The sequence below is a fragment of the Mariniphaga anaerophila genome (assembly GCF_900129025.1).
In the GTDB taxonomy this organism is placed as follows: domain Bacteria; phylum Bacteroidota; class Bacteroidia; order Bacteroidales; family Prolixibacteraceae; genus Mariniphaga; species Mariniphaga anaerophila.
This window is the reverse complement of the sequence record NZ_FQUM01000009.1, coordinates 47,031-64,120: the sequence shown is the minus strand read 5'-3', so window position 1 is coordinate 64,120 and position 17,090 is coordinate 47,031. Positions and strand designations below refer to the sequence as shown.

Sequence of the window (17,090 nt, the reverse complement as noted above, 5' to 3'; positions counted from 1 at the left end):
ATAAGGTTTGGATAAAAATGAAATAGAAAGAATGCGAAATTCGAATGAATATGACACCTTAATTTCGGGCAGATTCGATTGCCTGCACAGAAAATAAAACTATGATAAAACCGGAGGAGGACGATTGAACAGTGCTTGTGAATAATAGCACTTCCGGATGTTTTCCGGGAAAAATGAAGTATATGAAATGTTCTTCTTATCAGCAAAAAAACAGGTACCCGGAGAAAAAAGCCCGGCTCCTTGTGAGTAATGAAAATTGGAGAAATTTGCTGTGTCGGCTTCTGAAAATATATCTACAGCCTGTGCTTTGAAAACGATGTTGTTTTCTCCCCAGTCGATTTCACCCGAAGAGGCCTTGTTTACTCCAAAAAGCAAAAAGAAAGCATAGAACACTGCAAAAGCAATGTATGGGATATGCGTGGTGAAAATGCCGATTGTGAACATTTCGTTTCTTTTTGTCTTGGTAATGCGCTAATGTATAAAAAATAAGTTGGATAATTGTTTAACGGTTTCAACAAATAAATTGTTTGAACTCAAACATCAACCAATATATTGAGATATGTCAATGTGTTGCGGTTTAGTGAGCGAAAGGTTCTAAAAGAAGCACTCAACCATTTAGGCTTAAGCCATAATATGAAACGAACATGAATTTTCTTCATTCAAAATTTACAAGAGAAATGATTAAAATTTATGTGAGTTCCTGAATGTCTTCAAATTTTTTGAACATTCAGAAATCAAAAAATTTTATACAGATGAAACGAAAAACAATGGAAGAACTGGAATCGCTGTGTTTCAATAATTGAAATAGTCAAGACTTTGACTCCGCTCAGTCTGACAATCCGGGGTTATGTTGAGCGTAGTCGAAACAAACCCGGCAGCCATTTCCAAAAGATCATGCCTGACATGATATTAATTCTCAATTTGTTTCATTACCTGCTCTTTGTACCCACGGCTTATCGGTAATTGTTTTTTCCCTATTTCGATGTATTCCGAAGTAAAAGAATCGATCGACTTTTTGGCTACAATGTATGAACGATGAATCCGAAGAAAATCGTGGCGAGGCAATTTGGCTTCAATGCTGCTTATGGTTTCACGCGTGACCACATTTTTATCCTGAAGGTATATTTTGATGTAGTCTGCCAGGCTCTCGATGTACAAAATTTCACTGAAATTAATCCTCACCATTTTCCGTTCGGAACGCACAAAAAACGATTCCGTTTTTTCGTCTTCAGCATCATCAAAAACAGGATTTTGTATCTGTGTATTTTCGCTCAGGTATTTATTTACACTTTGTAACAATCGCTCCAGCGAAATTGGCTTCAACAAATAATCTACGGCCTGCAAATCAAAGCCTTCAACAGCATATTCGCGATAGGCAGTAGTAAAAATAATTTTAATGTTTTTGTTAATCGAGCGCGCAAGTGACAATCCTGAAATTTCGGGCATATTAATGTCCAGAAAAATCAGATCAACCTGTTTTGTACCGATCGCCTGGAAAGCCTCCAACGCATTTTTACAACTTGCCACAACTTCAATCGTATCAATTTTGGCAATATGGCTTTCGAGGATTTCCCGCGCTACCGGTTCGTCATCTACAATTATACACCTGGTTTTTGTTGTCATTCTGTTGGCTTCCTTAGTTCAGTTATAATTAATTTACTGTAATACCAGTTGTTCTCTGTTCGGCTGTTCAAAGTATACCTTCCTTTGTAATTCAGTTCCAGTCGTTTTTCCGTATTTTTTAATCCTATTCCGCCGCCCTTCTCTTCTTCCTGGTTCAGATAGGTATTTGCAATTTCAAAACGGAGTTGCCGGGTTACAAGCCTGATTTCAATTTTAATCTGCAAGAAACCATCCACTAAATTACCGTGTTTAAATGCATTCTCAACAAAGGGAATCAGCAACATTGGCGCAATTTCAATGCTTTCATCAATTTCATCAGACAGGAAGATTACTTTCAGCGTATCTTTAAAGCGGATTTTTTCCAGATCGATATATTCTTTTATATGCAGCACTTCTTCCTTCAAGCTTACTCGTGGTTTGTCAATCTGGTATAATATATAATCGAGCAAGTTCGACAGCTTCAGAATTATTTCGGGAGTTTGTACCGACTGTTTTAGCGCGAAACCATAAATCGTATTCAAAGTATTAAAGAGGAAATGCGGATGAATTTGCCGCTTCAAATAATGCAACTCCTGTTCTTTTAGCTGAAGTTGCGTTTCCAGAATTTTATTCTGAAGTTCCTTGTTTTTCGATAGTGTTTTGAAATTATGATTCAACAAGCTTGCAAAACTTACGAAACCCACCACCAAAATGACAAGCACTAATACAAACGTAAAATTCTTGCTCATGGGCGGCATATTGGTTATATCAAAATTCAGAAGGAAATAAAGACAACCGTATAGCAACAAGACAATTTCGTACGAGGTAAATACAACCAGGTAAAAGGTGTAAAGACCAAACTTCCAGTATTTTTTTGTGAGCAAATATCGCGGAATTAAAAAATAAACCATAAAATAAGTAACGCCCATGGTAAGCGGAAGCAAAAGACTTGAGAACCAAAGGATGTAGCGTGTATTATCGTTGTTGTAACTAAAAAAGTATACGAAGAAAAACCACACGGCTACCCACAACAACAGGTGTACCAGCACCAACCTGGCCTTAATAAATCGCAACAAATTCATACAAACAATGTTACGCATTTTCTTTGAATCGCAGGCTCTTTATAGACCAATGAACTGTTTTTTGCGATGTTTTGCAGTTTTTAAGTTGAATTTCATTTTATACCTTTAAATCCGTTGAAAAGCAACGGAATCGGTAACCCTGTCGCAATAAAAAAATTGGGTATTAAATATTCTGTACATTCGATTCAGTATTCACAAAAAACAAAGTTATGTCGCATCTTATTGAAATTCTCAACGACGGAGGTGTTTATATTACGTATCCAATTCTGATTTTATTGCTTGTTATGGTTGTGTTGTTTGTTCGGGCAACACAGGGAAAAGCAGATTTTGAAAAAACAAAATCGCTCATCGTTTCCATTTCGTGGTTTTGCATTGCGTGGGGTTACTTAGGGAGAACCATCGGTTTGATTTCGGCATTCGACAAAATTCAGGCTGCCGGCGATATCAGCCCAAGCATGTTTGCAAGTCATTTAAAAATGGCTTTGGTTGGCCCGCTGGTTGGGCTTCTTACATTTTTAATTGCCCGCGTTCTCATCGTTATTTTAGTGGCACTGAAAAAATAAACGAAAACTTACATTATAAAAATGTAACTAAAGCTTTTGAATTAAGTGGTAACGATTATTACAAGAAAAGAATCGAAGGTCTTAAAGTGAAAAAAAATAACTGAGGTTTTGTATAAGTAATGGCAGGAAAAGTGCAAAATATCAAGGTTTTCAGCCCGCTCAAATTGTGTAGTGGTTTGACAAGAAACTGCCACGCAATCTGCTATTAATTATACAAGTGACCGATAGATTTGCTGAGATGTTGTTCTTCTTTTTCAGTAGAAATGTGGCTTTTTGAGGTAGCATAGAAGGAGGAGTTGGTTTAAAAGTACCGCCTTACTTTTTTCTTGTAATCCAGGTAAGTTTTGCCATAGTATTTTTCTAAAAATTTTTCTTCTTTCAGAATAAAAAAATGAATGCTGACCAGTGTTAGCAAAGCCATGACCAGAAAGAAAATACTGGGGAAAAACAGCGCCAGACCGGCAAAATAAAGGTCGATGGAAAGGAAAAATGGATTTCGCGAAAAGGAAAAAACGCCTTTTGTGATGAGTTGTCCCTGGTTGTTGTTGCTGAGTCCAAATCGTAAAGAATGCCGGAAATGGACGAGTGTAAATGACCACAGAACGAGCGCAGTAATAATTAGTGTTACCCCGATATTATTCAGTATGTTGTGTTTCATTTGAATTTTAGTGAGAAACTCGGGAAGTACTGACCACGAAAACTGAAACAGCGGTTTTGTTAGTTCGGTCAGCCAAATCAAAAAAAGCAGGGCAAAAACCGGATAAAGCAGCAGCAGTTTCAGCTGTTCTTTTTTGTTTTGTGCGCTTATCACAACTCCTTTTTTGCGCAAAAGAACAACTCTGGAGGCAACTGACGCAATCAGATAAAGAAAGCTTAAAAAAGGAAAAATGCTCAAAATATCCATAACCGGCTTTTGAGCATTAAAAGTAAAAGTTTTTTGTTTTCGTGAAGGATGAGACAGTGTTGATTTATAAAATCGTTTTGTTTTCTGTTAAATGTTTGGGAATGAGAAACCAAAGGTAACCGGCACCAGTTCGGGGCCACGATCACTTTTGAAAAGCGGGGTCATTCCGTAGTTCACAAAAATGCAGAAGTCGCCAAATCCAATTCGTCCGGTCAGGTCGTATTTAAACTGGTTGAGATTGAAGTTGCTGCGTGCTTTTTCTTTGTCCTTACGATATTTGTATTTGGTGTGAGAGCCGATGTTTAATCCTCCGATTACTCCTCCGGCAAGGTACAGCCTGGAACTTCCCATGCGCAGTGGTGTTTTTACTTCGAGCAGTAGTGGAGCCGTAAGATAGGATATACTAAGCTTGGTCTTTTTTAGTCCGTCGGGGTCCAGGCTAACCGGCATAATAATTCCTTCACCTCCTGCTTTTGTAATGGTAATCGGCTGGTCAAAAGTTAAATCCATAAAACTTAAACCCAACCCTGTAACAAGCCCGAAGGTTTTGGCTTCGTTTTTAAAAGCCCATTCGGCAAAATTCAGGTTTACGGTAATGGATTTTCCGTAGTTCAGATCCATAAAATCTTCCGGTACCAGGGGGCCAAAATGGTTGTACAACGAATAGTCTGTTTGACGGTACATGTTCATTCCAAACTCCAGCCCGGCCCAGTGCGGGTTAAAACTTCCGGTCCATTTTTTTTGCTTTTCTTCTTTGTCCACTTTTACGTAAGTGCCGTTTCCGTCGTCAATAACTTTAAATGTACGGCGGCCAACCCGCACATGCGTTGTATCTCCCCAGTCATCTGTAAGAACCTCCACTCCGCGGTCGTTGCCAACTTTTACGTGTGTGGTTTTTCCATCTTCAACAACGGTTACAACGTTTTTCTTTGCAATCTTAACTTTTGTTGTGTCAGATTGTGCAAAAAGATTCATGGCCAGTATGCTGCATAAAACGAAGCTGATTAATTGTTTCATTTTTTTCTGTTTTTAAACGTTTTGCTATTCAGACGGGCAGAGGTAATAGAAAGTTACAGAATATGAAAATTTAATTCTGAAAAAGTGTGGACAATAACTTCGGGATATGCAACAGGAAATACATCGTGAAGTCAATCATCAATTTTTATCGGTGATTTACGAGGGTGCAGACGACTGTTAGTTTTTTGTAGGAATGGAAAAGGCCAGCAGACGTGAGTCGTAATTTAATTCGGTGATTTCTCCTCTGGAGTTTGTCTGGTAACTGAATTTTTCGTTAGAAACATTGGAAACCAGAGTGAGTCCGGCTTTGGCTACTTTGTTCAGCGATAGATTGCCAATTCCGGTTTTTTCCCGGATTGTTTCTGCCAGCAGGCGCTCGTCGTCAAACTTTGCCGGAGCTTCGTTAATAACGGTTTTTGTTTGAGCCAGACCAACATTTGGTTGCAGAACAGTAAGCGATGCATTTAGTCCCGATAGTTTTTCGGGGATTTCAACCGGCATGCGGGCTTCTGCAATTTTTTCGTGCTCCATTCGTCCTTTTGTGTTTTCGCGCAGGCTTTTTACAGGCTCTGTTTTGGTCTTTGCTTTTTTTACAGGTTCTGTGGTTTTGTTTTTATCCTGTTCTTCCGGTTTTTCTTTTTCAGTTTCTTTTTGGGCAACAGGTTTTTCCTGCCCGGTGTTTGTCTCATTTTGCGAAACTGCAATCTGGTTTTCAGGAATAATATTTTCTGTGGAAATGAAGTCGGTTGCATGGTACGCAATAAATGCCAGGATGAGAACCGCAGCAATTCTGGTTGCCCAGAGCAAAATTGTTTTTCCGCCCGAGCGATGATAGAGTCTTTTTTTCTTGCTGAAAATAATAGATTGGTCGGCTTTTAGTTTTGTCTTTTCAAAAAGGGATGCTTCTTTTTGTTTTTCAGGATGTTTTGCGAGGTAGTTCCGGAATTCTTTTTCATCTTTTTCAGAGAGATCCCCTTCCATGCGGGCAACTGCTGCATGGTCGAATTCTGCTTTTAGGTCGTATTTTTCTTTGTAAAGCTTCTCTTTTCCTTTAAAGGAAATATTTTCCATTTCAACTTTTATGGGAGCTACCATTTCCAGCTCGGCTTTTAGATCGGGGTTTTGCCGGAGGAAATCAATAAAATCATCCACCAGTGTTTCTTCCAGTTCACCTTCCAGATAATCCAGAAAGTATTCTTCGTAATTATTTCTCGTAATCTTCATTTTAAACCACCGTTTCCATTTTACCAATATAATTCTTTAAAAATACCCTCGCACGATAAATGTAGACTTTTACCTGCGATTCGTTTAAATTGGTCAGTTTTCCGATTTCTGCGTACGAGTATCCTTCGTAATCGCGCAACAGCAGAACCATTCGCTGAATTTCGGGCAACCGGGTTACGGCTTCTTTTAAAACCTCACCCAGGTCGCTGTAATTGTTTTCCCGGCCTTCTTCGGGCAGGTTGAGGTCTTCTGTGTAAGCAGAACGTTTTTCTTTGCGAATACGGTCTATCATGGTATGATAGGCAGTGGTAAACAAGTACGCTTTTACTTTTGCGCCATCAACATTTTCAATGTTTTTCCATAGTTTTTCGTAGCTGTCCTGTACAATGTCTTCAGTCGTGTACGTGTCTCTTATGCTTTTCAGCACAAACCGGTACAGACTGTCAGAGTATAAGTCGATTGCCTCGTTGTATTCGTTTACTGTCATTGGCTATTTGCGAACATTGTTCATAGCATATGACGAACGAGTGCCCCGGATGTTACAGAATTAACCAAAAAAAAGCTCCGGGTTTACCGAAGCTTTTAAATATTATTTCAACGTGTCGAAAACTGTGGGTTTATTCGACAACTTCCACCCATTTAAATTTGTCGGGCTCATCGCCGTATTGTATTGAGCGCAGTTTGTTGTATAATTTGGTTGACCATTCGCCGGCTTCTTTCTGATCGCCGTATTTAAACCATTTGTCGTTGTCGGCATCGTAAACACCTTTTACCGGAGAAATAACGGCTGCGGTACCACAAGCACCTACTTCTTCAAAAGTAGCCAGTTCTTCGTAAGGTACCTTTCTGCGTTCCACTTTCAATCCCAGTTCTTCGGCCAGCATCATCAAGCTTTTGTTGGTAATAGAAGGCAGAATTGATTCGGAAAGCGGGGTAACGTATGTTTTATTTTTTATTCCGAAGAAGTTGGCAGGGCCGCATTCGTCGATGTATTTTTTCTCTTTGCTGTCGAGGTAAAGCACGGCCGAAAAGCCTTTTTTCTTGGCCAGTTTACCGGCGCCCATGCTGGCGGCGTAATTTCCACCTACTTTGTACTTGCCTGTTCCCTGCGGTGCGGCACGATCCTGTCCGCGAATAATTACCAGGTCGGTTGGTTTAAAACCTTCAGGGAAGTAAGGGCCAACGGGCATTACAAATACGATGAACAAAAATTCGTCGGCAGCCTTAACGCCAATTTGCGGGCCTGTGCCAATCAGTAACGGACGAATGTACAGTGCAGCGCCGCTTTCGTAAGGCGGAACAAAATGTTTATTCATTTTAATGGCCATTCTTACTGCTTCCATAAATTTTTCCACCGGAAGCTGAGGCATTAAAATTCCGTCGCAGGAATTCTGCAGGCGTTTGGCGTTTTCATCCATTCTGAAAACCCTAATTTTACCGTCTTTTCCTTTGAACGCTTTCAGTCCTTCAAAGGCTTCCTGCCCGTAATGGAGCGCAGTGGCTGCCATGTGCAGGTTTATGATGTCTGACGAACTGGTTTCAAGCTCGCCCCACTCTCCGTTGCGGTAATAACAGCGGATATTGTAATCGGTTTTACGGTAACCGAATCCCAAGTTTTGCCACTCAATGTTTTCCATTTGTCAATACTTTTGATGGTTTTTCAGAAGAATACCTCACAATCTTTTCTTTAGGCAAAGAAAGCAATTTTTATTTTGGACAAAAAAAAGAATTATCAGGTAAATATCAAAAAACCAGTTATTTTAATAAACAGCTTATTTCGATTTACATGATTTACCCGAATTCATCCGGATGCCTGAATTTTCAAATAATACCCGTTGTGTTTTCGGATATTTAAAACGGTGTTGTTTTCGAAAATGAGGTACTGCCCTTTGATGCCTTTCAGCGTTCCTGAAATTTCAGGTGTTTTATCGAATCCAACGCTTTTTACTTTTTCCGGCGGGGCAGATAATGGATATTCTATGGTTGTAATTGTATTGTCGTTGCAGTAGTATTTTTGCAGTTCTGCAGGCAGAAAATGCAACGCGTTTTTCTTTTCTTCCTGAAGGTTTATATCTGTATTTCCTTCGCTTTTTAACATGGCTTGCCAGTTGGTTCGGTCGGCAAAATATTTTTTCAGAAAAACTTCAATAATTCCGGCAATGTGGCGGTTGGGAGTTTTAGCAAGCTGAATGGCAAAGCTGGCGCCCTGGTCGATCCAGCGCGTAGGTATTTGATGGCAGCGGGTAACCCCAACTTTGAGCCCGCTGGTTACTGCCATGTAAACAATGTGCTCAATCAGGTCGTTTTTTTTTGCCCATTCCAAATCGCGGGCAATGCCAAATTGTGATTTCGACAACTCCGGGCGCACTACCGATTCGCTGGCCTCGGGAGCAGTTTGAAGGCAGTTGTAGCAAAAACCCTGGTTAAACGATGTTTTGGTAATTTTTCCGCACGAAATACAGTTGATTTGCCCGGTGAACTTCAGGGTAATTTCTTTTCCAATCAGGCTGTTCATATCGATCTCCCGGCCTCCCACATACAAAAAATAATTTACCGGTTGTGCCAGCTCGGTACGCATTTTTATGATGTTGCCTTCGTAGTTCATCCCGAATTATTTTGTGATTGAAACCAGAAAAATACAAAAGTTGTCTGCGATGAAGCAAGTTTTACGCAAAAAGTTATCAATACTCCTGTAAAAATAACGCCGGGATATTGTTAGAGTGCCTGCGCCTTAACTTTGTTGGCTGTGTTCTGTGAAGAAAAATGAATAAAACGGAATTTAAAAAGATGGCCGGATTACGCTTGTGTGCACAATTATTTTGTGTTTCCTGTCATTCAAATCCGCGGTGCTAACAAAGAAGAATACTAATAAATTCCTATCTTGCGGGTCATAATAACAAGCCGAAATTCAGAAAAAATATTCGCTATGAAGAGTGTATCGTTTTCTTTATTTACATTGATTTTTCTTTTTTTGTTAACCGCTTCAAAACCGGATAAAAAATATTACAACGAGCTTTATCGTCCACAATTTCATTTTACCCCCGAAAAAAACTGGCACAACGACCCCAACGGGCTGGTGTATTACGATGGCGAGTACCACATGTTTTATCAGTACAATCCGAAAGGAAACGAATGGGGCTACATGCATTGGGGGCATGCAGTAAGTACCGATTTGGTGCATTGGGAACACCTTCCGGTTGCAATTTATCCCGATGAAAATTCTGAAGACAAAGAATATTGCACAGCATTTTCGGGGTCGGCCATTGTAGATGATCGAAATTTGCTGGGAAAACAGCAGGGCGACGAAAAAACGCTGGTGGCTTTTTACACCAGCAAGAGTTGCGGGCAACGAATTGCCTACAGCACCGACCGCGGCCGGACCTGGGAAAAATACGAAGGCAACCCGGTCATTGCGTACGATGAGACCGACGACGCCCGCGATCCCAAAGTAATATGGCATGAGCCTACGCAAAAGTATGTTATGGTATTGTACCGCAAAACGCTGGACGACGACAAGTCAAAAGGAATTTCGTTTTATACTTCGGAAAACCTCGTGGACTGGGAATACAAAAGCCATGTTTTTGGTTTTTACGAATGCCCCGATTTGATTCCAATGCAGGTGAGTAACCGTCCGGAAGAAACCAAATGGGTGCTTTTCGACGGCGATGGCAGCTACCTTATCGGAAATTTCGACGGCGAAAAGTTCGCACCGGAATCGGCAAAAATGAAAAGCGATTTTGGTAAAAATTACTACGCTACCCAAACCTGGAGTAATATTCCGGAAGAAGACGGGCGGGTGATTCAAATTGCCTGGATGCGCGGCGGTACGTTTCCGGATATGCCGTTTAACGGGCAAATGACTTTCCCTGCGGAGCTGCAGCTTACCAAATTTAGTTTCGGTTATAAAGTAACCCGCAAGCCGGTTGCCGAAATTGAGCTGTTACACGACAAACAGTATTCCTGGGAAAACGAAACACAAATTCCCGGGATAAACCAGAATATTATTAAAAAGGCAAAAGGCGACTGCTTGCACATTATTGGCGAATTCGACTTGAAAACCTGCAATAACTTTGGTTTTTTTATTCGAAACGGGAAAAAAACAGCAGGCACCGAACTGCTTTACGACGTAAAACGAGGCGTTTTGTCTGTGCTTGGTACTTCGGCGCCTGTAATGCCGGTTGACAACAAAATTACCCTGGAGATACTGGTAGACAGAGCCTCCATAGAAGTTTTTGCCAACGGCGGACAAACGGTTATTTCAAACTGCTTTAATCCGGAAGAGGGCGCAGAAAACCTGGTTCTTTTCAATAATGGTGGCGAGCTGAAGGTAAACAAGCTCGATATTTTTAAACTAAATTCCGCCTGGGTTCCTTCTAAGTAACTACATAAGTACCGAAATTAGCTGCACCATAACAATAAGTAGAACCATTGCCACCGGGTAAACTGTTGCGTATGCAATAGAATGTGCGTTGGTATCGGTCATTGAATCGGCAGCGGCCAACCCGGGAGTACTGGTCATACTTCCGCTAATTGCGCCAAGCATGCTTAAAAGGTTCATTTTAAAAATCCACTTACCAGCGATAACCGAAAAAATCATTGGCAGCAACGTAATTGCTCCACCGTAAAGGAAAAGTTGGTATCCGTATTTTCTGAACGTATCGATTATTTCTGCACCCGCCGAAGTTCCTACAGATGCCAGGAAAAAGATAAGTCCAAGCTGGCGCAGCAACTGGTTGGCGGCACCGCTCATGGTCCAGAGAATGGGGCCGGTTTTACCGAGGCGGCTCACTACCAGAGCAACAATAAGCACTCCTCCCGTTAACCCGGGGCTGAAGTTGAAACTGCCGATTGCAATATTTATTTTTCCAACTAAAACACCAAGTATAATTCCCAGCGAAACCGGTAAAATATCGGTGTCGGAAAGCCGTTTGTGGTCGTCGCCAAATGTGCGGGCCACAATTTCCATATTGGCTTTACTGCTGGCAATTATGAGTTTGTCTCCAAACTGAAGTTTTGAGTTGGGAGTGGGCGAAATATTAATCCCCGACCTGCGGATTCGGGTAATGGTAGCGTTGTAGGTGTGCAAAAGGTTAATTTGCCCGATTGTTTTATTCACCACATCTTTGTTGGTTACCAAAACCGATTTTACATCGTAATTCGGGTCCAGCGGAATTTCTTCTTCGGTGAAAGGGCCAATGAGCAGTTCAACGCGGTTGAGTGCCTCTTCGGTTCCCACTGCTTTAATTACGTCGCCTTTGTGAAGAATGGTGTCACTGCTGGGAGTAATTGCAATTCCGGCGTGCATAACTCTTGAAACAACAGCTTTGGTCATGTACCTGATGCGCAGTTCCCCAATGGACTTTCCCATTACGTTGTCGTTTTCCACAATAAAGTTTTTGCGGGCAATCTCGGGGAACTCCTCTTTCATTTTTGCGTGGTAGTTTTCTTCCGATTTCTTTACAGAAGTTCTCAGCATTTTCGGTAAAAAGCGGATAAAAAGAATTACGCCGATAACGCCAAACGGGTATCCTACACCGTACCCGATTGATGCCAGGGGAGAACCTGTAATATCAATAGCTGAAGCCAGTCCGGGCGTACTTGTGAGGGCACCTGTAAATAACCCGATGGCTATATTTTTGTCGATGTTGAAAACATAAATTATAGCAGCTGTAATACCGGCTGCAATGAGAATAAGCAGAGTCGCAAACGAAGCCAGCTGCCTGCCTTCTCTTTTGAATGATTCGAAGAATCCCGGACCCGCCTGAATACCAATGGTAAAGATGAATAGCACCAGTCCGAGGTACTGAAAATCTTTGGGTATAACAATCCCGAAATGGCCGAAAACCAATGCGACAAAAATAACTGCCGACACATCGAGAGATAGTCCCAAAATTTTAATCCTGCCCAGGATAAAACCCAGAGCAACAATAAGAAATAGTGCAAAGTAACTGTTTGATAAAAGTTCCATTTTCTGTCCAATTTTAAGTAGCAAAGGTAGTGAATTGTTCACTATCTATTTTTTTTGGGCAGAAAGGTGCTCCCTTACTTTCTAATTTAAAGTGAGGTTTATGTGAACCCTAATTTTATGTTAAAAAATGACCTTAAAAGCCGTTTTTTATCAAAAAACTGAAATCGCTTTCGCGGGTGACTTCCATCGGTTTTTCTCCTTTTTTAAATATGCGGCACATACGATCGCCAATTAACTCCAGCTTTTCATCTTCCAGTTTCAGTATGGAGCCTTCCCGTAGCCCAACCACGTATAAATTCGGGTTTACTTCAATAAACTCTTCAATACGTTGTTCGCGTGTTTCCCCGGCATGGCCTTCGGCATTGGCATCGAGGTAGTGCGGGTTTATCTGAAAAGGCACCAGGCCAATGCATTCGAAACCGTGAGGGTCAACAATGGGCATGTCGTTGGTTGTGCGGAGCGTGGGGCAGGCTACATTTGAGCCGGCGCTCCAGCCAATATATGGAGTTTCGTTAAATACTTTTTCACGAATCGGGTTCATCAGTTTTTGATCGTGCATCATGCGCACCAGTTGCCAGGTATTTCCTCCGCCAACCACAATTGCTTCAGCATCTTCTATGGCTTTTATCGGGTCTGAAAACGTGTGAATCCCGACAATGTGATGGCCAACCTCGGCAAAGCGTTCTTCTACTTTTGCGCAATAATCGTCGAACGAAAAAGTGACGGCTGCAAAAGGAATAAATAGTGCTGTAACCGGTTTTTCTCCCAGAAATTTTTGGATTTCATATTTTGGGTAATCCAAATAGGGTTCCCCTGCCATGGTTGAGTTGCTAATCAGTAAAAGTTTCATGTTTCTCCTTTTTATTTCGCTGCAATTACAGAAAAATTCACTGCTTAGGAAATGATAATTATTGGTTTTTATTTTATTCCGAATACAAATCTTCGGGGTTGCATTCTGCCAGTTCTGCCAGAAAATCTCCAATTCGGTCGGTTACTGCTTCCAGAAAAATTTTTCCTTTTTCTGCAGTAGACTTTTTGGGGTTTCCCACGCCGGTATCTTCAGTTACTTTATCCCATTGGCGCGGTGTCCAGGCAGTTTTATCGGCCAGCCCTTTAAGTTTGAATTTTTTTGCCTTTCCGTCTCCGGCTTCGTTCAGCGGCAGTACCAGTTCCGGAAAATAGTGCATAATAACGCTGGTCTCCATTTCGTTGGCATGGTCGCCCTCTTCTTCAAAAAAATCAGAATTGGGAAACAGCCGAAACCATTCGCTCAGGGCAATAAACATACCCGGAAACTTAGCCAGCGTTTCGCGAATCAGTGGTTTGAAGTCATTTCCGCCGTGGCCGTTCATAATAACCAGCTTTTTGATGCCCTGGTTAAAAAGTGCCCTTACAATATCTTCCAAAATAATTAGCTGGGTTGACGGGGGCGTGTGAAGACAAAACGGCATTTCAACCTGCCCGGGGTTTTGTACGCCCAGCGGAATGGTTGGCAACACCATTACTTTGGCCCCTTTGTTCCATGCTTTTTCGGCGGCTTCGGCTGCAATGCATTTGGTTTCGAGCGAGTCGGTGCCAAAGGGGAGGTGATAGTTGTGTGGTTCGGTGGCGCCCCAGGGGAGCACTGCCACATCATATTTTTGGTTTTTTACCTGTTTCCAGTTGGTTTCTTCTAAAATGTAAGGCCTCATATCGTTATTTTAAAAACTGATTAGTGTTATTCCAAATGTTACCGGAGTGAGTTCCGGTCCTTTGTCCTCTTTAAAAAGTGGAACCAAATCGTAGGTTGCAAAAAGGTTAATCCAACGGTATCCTGTTCTTATCATTAATCCGTAACTAAAGTCCTGAAGAGAGTAATGCCCCGGGGTTTTCAGCTTTTCTTTTTTTCCGTCGGCGCGGTATTTTATTTTTGTATGACTGTCAATTCTTATTCCGCCGTAAGCGCCACCGGAAATAAACAGCCTGTTTTTGTAGTGGTTTACCGGTATTTGAAATTCGGCAAGCAGGGGAACAACAATTGATACCACCGACAGTTTCGATTTCTGATTGTGATCAAAGTAAAGCGTTTGGGGTTCAATCCTTCCGTTGTCGAGCCGTTGAATGGTGGTATTTCGTTCAAGCCGGTAGCTTTTTAATTGCAGGCCTAATCCTGTTACCAAACCAATGGTATTTCGGTTTTTCTGAAGTCCGATACTTTGTTGGATAATATTCAGATAGGTTGTATTGGAACGAAAAACATCGTTTTCCATAAATTCCGACGAGTAACCGGTGTAATCGGGATTAACAAGCATGTTAAATCCGAAATCTATTCCTGCCCAGTGGCCGGAAAATTTGTCGTACCAAAAGTTAAACCCATTGTGGGTAAAGTTTCGAATGTTGGTTTTTCTCAGAATTTTTTCTGGATCTTTTTTTACAGGCACTATGGTGTCTTGCTGGGCTTTTAAACTTAAAGTGCAGAGAGTAAGTACCAATCCTGTAAATATCAGCCGGATTGCAAAAAGAACAGATGTTTTCAGGCTTTTATTATTCATACAATTCCTCTGAATTGGTTTTTAAAACAAACAAATGTAAAGCATTTAGGTTGAAATACTGTTTTTGTCGGGTTAAAAGTGAAAAGAGATAACAGAATTATGTATTTGTTAAGATGCCGAAGATTTTTCCATAATCCCCTGAATTTCATTTTAAAAGATTAACTTTGCGTCCACAAATCTTACACGTATTTACATGACATTATTTAACGAGATGGGCCTCAGTCCGGAAATTCAACAGGCTGTTGAAGAATTGGGATTTCAGGCGCCTACCCCTATTCAGGAGAAAACCATTCCTTTCTTGCTGGAAAACAACACTGATATCGTAGCACTTGCACAAACCGGAACCGGTAAAACTGCTGCTTTCGGGTTGCCAATTCTTCAGCAGATTTCCCCTGAAAACAAACACACGCAAGCATTAATTTTGAGTCCTACCAGGGAGCTTGCACTTCAAATTGCAAACGATTTAAGCAATTTTTCCAAATTCAGTAAAAATATTACTACTGTTGTTGTTTATGGTGGTGCCGATATAAGAGGGCAAATGAAACAACTGGATAAGGGTGCTTCTATTGTGGTTGGAACTCCTGGCCGGACACTCGACTTGATTAAACGAAAAAAACTTCACGTAAACGAAATAAAGTGGCTCGTTCTCGACGAAGCTGACGAAATGCTTTCCATGGGTTTCAAGGATGACCTTGACTCCATTTTGGAAACTTCTCCGAAGGAAAAGCAGACTTTGCTTTTTTCTGCAACAATGCCAAAGGAAATTGTTGGTATTGCAAAACGGTACATGACTGATCCTTTCGAAATTTCTGTAGGAAAAAAGAATACCGGAGCAGAAAATGTGGAGCACCATTATTACGTGATTAATGCCAAAAACAGGTACATCGCATTAAAAAGGGTAGCCGATGTTAATCCGAATATTTACGGCATTATTTTTTGTCGTACCCGCGCAGAAACCAAAGATGTTGCTGATAAGTTAATGCAGGACGGTTACAATGCCGATGCGCTGCATGGAGACTTGTCGCAGGCACAACGCGACCATGTGATGTCACGTTTCCGGAGCAAGCATTTGCAAATGTTGGTGGCAACCGATGTTGCAGCCCGCGGGCTCGATGTAAACGATCTTACCCATGTTATCAACTATAACCTGCCTGATGATCCGGAGGTGTATATTCACCGCAGCGGACGTACCGGGCGTGCCGGGAAAAAAGGCGTTTCGGTAACGCTTATTCATCTTCGCGAAAAAGGGAAGTTGAATCAGGTTGAGAAGAAAGTGAACAAAAAGTTTGTTAAGAAACAGGTTCCTTCCGGAAAGGAAATTTGTGAGAAACAGCTTTTTAGCCTCATTGATAAAATGGAAAACATTGAAGTGAACGAGACTGAAATTGCACAGTTTATGCCTGTAATTTACAAGAAGCTGGCATGGCTTGAGCGCGAAGAACTTATTAAAAGATTTGTTTCGCTCGAGTTCAACCGTTTCCTTCAATATTATGAAAATGCGCCCGATATTAATGTTGACGAGTCACGTTCCGGTGGTGGAGATTTTGAATTCGATGACCGGGGAAGACGCGGAAGAAGACAGGAACGCAGTCGGGGTAACGAAAGGCCCGGGAAAAGGCGTAAAGGATACGAATTCTCGCGTATGTTTTTCACCCTCGGAAAGAAAAGCGGAGTTAATAAACGGACGATTATTGATATGGTAAACCAGTACATGCCCGGCAAAAGCGTGGAAATTGGTGACATTGAGGTGATGAAGAATTTTTCGTTTTTTGAAGTGGACAAACGATACGAAAAACAATTGTTGAAAGCTTTCTCAAAAGCTACTTACAAAGGACAGAGAGTCGGTATCGACATTGCAAAGGGGAAATAAATTGGCAGGTTACACTTGCTTACCCGCTGAATAAAAGGCGGGTTATAAAAAATACATTAAAAGTCAGGATTGGGGTTTGAAAAGCAGTTCTGGCTTTTGTTTTGTTTGTATGTTTGTTTGCTGATTGTGCGGCGAAAAAGCTGCGGATTCAGGAGAAGAAACTGAGTTGCAAATGGAGGGGATAAAGTAGAAATAATTTAATATTTCAATAGCTATTAAACAGGCAGGTATAAAAGATGATGCCTGCCTGTTTTCTTTTTGCAATAATTTATTTAGCAACATGAAATGAGCAGGAGAGTGGATTTTACGTCAGGAGAGAGGATTGATCT

Annotated in this window: 16 protein-coding genes; 3 read left to right on the top strand and 13 right to left on the bottom strand. The window is 41.3% G+C overall.

Going from position 1 to position 17,090, the window contains the following annotated elements; translation table 11 throughout:
• Positions 1-99: 99 nt before the first annotated feature.
• The 3 genes from BUB08_RS16505 to BUB08_RS16495 form a co-directional block, all read right to left on the bottom strand.
• On the bottom strand, positions 100-444 hold the full coding sequence (locus BUB08_RS16505) for a hypothetical protein (protein WP_073003020.1): 345 nt from the start codon (positions 442-444) through the stop codon (positions 100-102).
• A 465-nt stretch (positions 445-909) separates the two neighbouring features.
• Positions 910-1,623 (bottom strand): LytR/AlgR family response regulator transcription factor, encoded by a 714-nt coding sequence (locus tag BUB08_RS16500; protein WP_073003019.1) that lies wholly within the window; start codon positions 1,621-1,623, stop codon positions 910-912.
• Positions 1,620-2,684, bottom strand: coding sequence for a sensor histidine kinase (locus BUB08_RS16495; RefSeq protein ID WP_073003018.1), 1,065 nt, complete (start codon positions 2,682-2,684; stop codon positions 1,620-1,622). The genes BUB08_RS16500 and BUB08_RS16495 overlap by 4 nt, the downstream gene beginning before the upstream one ends.
• Positions 2,685-2,893: 209 nt before the next feature.
• Here BUB08_RS16495 and BUB08_RS16490 point away from each other — a divergent pair, with 209 nt between their 5' ends.
• Positions 2,894-3,247 carry a MotA/TolQ/ExbB proton channel family protein gene (locus BUB08_RS16490; protein WP_073003017.1) on the top strand — a complete coding sequence of 118 codons (354 nt, stop codon included), beginning with the start codon at positions 2,894-2,896 and terminating at the stop codon, positions 3,245-3,247.
• A 301-nt stretch (positions 3,248-3,548) separates the two neighbouring features.
• Here the strand turns inward: BUB08_RS16490 and BUB08_RS16485 are convergent, their stop codons facing one another.
• From BUB08_RS16485 to BUB08_RS16460, 6 genes are all read right to left on the bottom strand, one after another.
• Positions 3,549-4,151, bottom strand: a complete 603-nt coding sequence (locus tag BUB08_RS16485; protein ID WP_073003016.1) for a methyltransferase family protein — start codon at positions 4,149-4,151, stop codon at positions 3,549-3,551.
• Between the two features lie 87 nt (positions 4,152-4,238).
• Entirely contained in the window at positions 4,239-5,168 is a 930-nt protein-coding gene (locus BUB08_RS16480) for an outer membrane beta-barrel protein (protein ID WP_083570819.1), read from the bottom strand.
• Between the two features lie 177 nt (positions 5,169-5,345).
• Complete coding sequence (locus BUB08_RS16475) at positions 5,346-6,392, bottom strand: hypothetical protein (protein WP_139249767.1); 1,047 nt, start codon at positions 6,390-6,392, stop codon at positions 5,346-5,348.
• 1 nt (position 6,393) lies between these two features.
• The gene (locus BUB08_RS16470) at positions 6,394-6,879 is read right to left on the bottom strand and encodes an RNA polymerase sigma factor (protein WP_073003013.1); all 486 of its coding nucleotides are present in this window, start codon (positions 6,877-6,879) and stop codon (positions 6,394-6,396) included.
• A gap of 130 nt (positions 6,880-7,009) precedes the next feature.
• The gene (locus BUB08_RS16465; protein ID WP_073003012.1) at positions 7,010-8,029 is read right to left on the bottom strand and encodes a branched-chain amino acid aminotransferase; all 1,020 of its coding nucleotides are present in this window, start codon (positions 8,027-8,029) and stop codon (positions 7,010-7,012) included.
• A gap of 164 nt (positions 8,030-8,193) precedes the next feature.
• Entirely contained in the window at positions 8,194-8,997 is an 804-nt protein-coding gene (locus BUB08_RS16460; protein WP_073003011.1) for a DUF2797 domain-containing protein, read from the bottom strand.
• 321 nt (positions 8,998-9,318) lie between these two features.
• Between BUB08_RS16460 and BUB08_RS16455 the strand changes: the two genes are divergently transcribed.
• Positions 9,319-10,773, top strand: coding sequence for a glycoside hydrolase family 32 protein (locus tag BUB08_RS16455; RefSeq protein WP_073003010.1), 1,455 nt, complete (start codon positions 9,319-9,321; stop codon positions 10,771-10,773).
• Here BUB08_RS16455 and BUB08_RS16450 read toward each other — a convergent pair whose 3' ends face one another.
• The 4 genes from BUB08_RS16450 to BUB08_RS16435 all read right to left on the bottom strand — a co-directional run bounded on the left by BUB08_RS16450 (position 10,774) and on the right by BUB08_RS16435 (position 14,891).
• A complete protein-coding gene (locus BUB08_RS16450; protein WP_073003009.1) occupies positions 10,774-12,360 on the bottom strand; it encodes an aspartate:alanine exchanger family transporter in 1,587 nt (528 codons plus the stop codon).
• Between the two features lie 133 nt (positions 12,361-12,493).
• Entirely contained in the window at positions 12,494-13,210 is a 717-nt protein-coding gene (gene pepE, locus BUB08_RS16445) for a dipeptidase PepE (RefSeq protein WP_073003008.1), read from the bottom strand.
• 73 nt (positions 13,211-13,283) lie between these two features.
• Positions 13,284-14,051: a creatininase family protein gene (locus tag BUB08_RS16440; RefSeq protein WP_073003007.1), complete on the bottom strand. Its 768-nt coding sequence runs from the start codon at positions 14,049-14,051 to the stop codon at positions 13,284-13,286.
• Positions 14,052-14,060: 9 nt separating this feature from the next.
• Positions 14,061-14,891 (bottom strand): outer membrane beta-barrel protein, encoded by an 831-nt coding sequence (locus BUB08_RS16435; RefSeq protein ID WP_073003006.1) that lies wholly within the window; start codon positions 14,889-14,891, stop codon positions 14,061-14,063.
• A 193-nt stretch (positions 14,892-15,084) separates the two neighbouring features.
• Here BUB08_RS16435 and BUB08_RS16430 point away from each other — a divergent pair, with 193 nt between their 5' ends.
• Positions 15,085-16,761, top strand: a complete 1,677-nt coding sequence (locus tag BUB08_RS16430) for a DEAD/DEAH box helicase (RefSeq protein WP_073003005.1) — start codon at positions 15,085-15,087, stop codon at positions 16,759-16,761.
• The last annotated feature ends 329 nt before the right edge of the window (positions 16,762-17,090 follow it).

What these genes read in the sequence shown, in the direction of transcription:
- BUB08_RS16490 (WP_073003017.1), top strand. Translation starts at nt 2,894, where the DNA reads ATGTCGCATCTTATTGAAATTCTCAACGACGGAGGTGTTTATATTACG.
- BUB08_RS16465 (WP_073003012.1), bottom strand. Translation starts at nt 8,029, where the DNA reads ATGGAAAACATTGAGTGGCAAAACTTGGGATTCGGTTACCGTAAAACC.
- BUB08_RS16485 (WP_073003016.1), bottom strand. Translation starts at nt 4,151, where the DNA reads ATGGATATTTTGAGCATTTTTCCTTTTTTAAGCTTTCTTTATCTGATT.
- BUB08_RS16475 (WP_139249767.1), bottom strand. Translation starts at nt 6,392, where the DNA reads ATGAAGATTACGAGAAATAATTACGAAGAATACTTTCTGGATTATCTG.
- BUB08_RS16460 (WP_073003011.1), bottom strand. Translation starts at nt 8,997, where the DNA reads ATGAACTACGAAGGCAACATCATAAAAATGCGTACCGAGCTGGCACAA.
- BUB08_RS16440 (WP_073003007.1), bottom strand. Translation starts at nt 14,051, where the DNA reads ATGAGGCCTTACATTTTAGAAGAAACCAACTGGAAACAGGTAAAAAAC.
- pepE (WP_073003008.1), bottom strand. Translation starts at nt 13,210, where the DNA reads ATGAAACTTTTACTGATTAGCAACTCAACCATGGCAGGGGAACCCTAT.
- BUB08_RS16450 (WP_073003009.1), bottom strand. Translation starts at nt 12,360, where the DNA reads ATGGAACTTTTATCAAACAGTTACTTTGCACTATTTCTTATTGTTGCT.
- BUB08_RS16500 (WP_073003019.1), bottom strand. Translation starts at nt 1,623, where the DNA reads ATGACAACAAAAACCAGGTGTATAATTGTAGATGACGAACCGGTAGCG.
- BUB08_RS16435 (WP_073003006.1), bottom strand. Translation starts at nt 14,891, where the DNA reads ATGAATAATAAAAGCCTGAAAACATCTGTTCTTTTTGCAATCCGGCTG.
- BUB08_RS16455 (WP_073003010.1), top strand. Translation starts at nt 9,319, where the DNA reads ATGAAGAGTGTATCGTTTTCTTTATTTACATTGATTTTTCTTTTTTTG.
- BUB08_RS16480 (WP_083570819.1), bottom strand. Translation starts at nt 5,168, where the DNA reads ATGAAACAATTAATCAGCTTCGTTTTATGCAGCATACTGGCCATGAAT.
- BUB08_RS16495 (WP_073003018.1), bottom strand. Translation starts at nt 2,684, where the DNA reads ATGAATTTGTTGCGATTTATTAAGGCCAGGTTGGTGCTGGTACACCTG.
- BUB08_RS16430 (WP_073003005.1), top strand. Translation starts at nt 15,085, where the DNA reads ATGACATTATTTAACGAGATGGGCCTCAGTCCGGAAATTCAACAGGCT.
- BUB08_RS16505 (WP_073003020.1), bottom strand. Translation starts at nt 444, where the DNA reads ATGTTCACAATCGGCATTTTCACCACGCATATCCCATACATTGCTTTT.
- BUB08_RS16470 (WP_073003013.1), bottom strand. Translation starts at nt 6,879, where the DNA reads ATGACAGTAAACGAATACAACGAGGCAATCGACTTATACTCTGACAGT.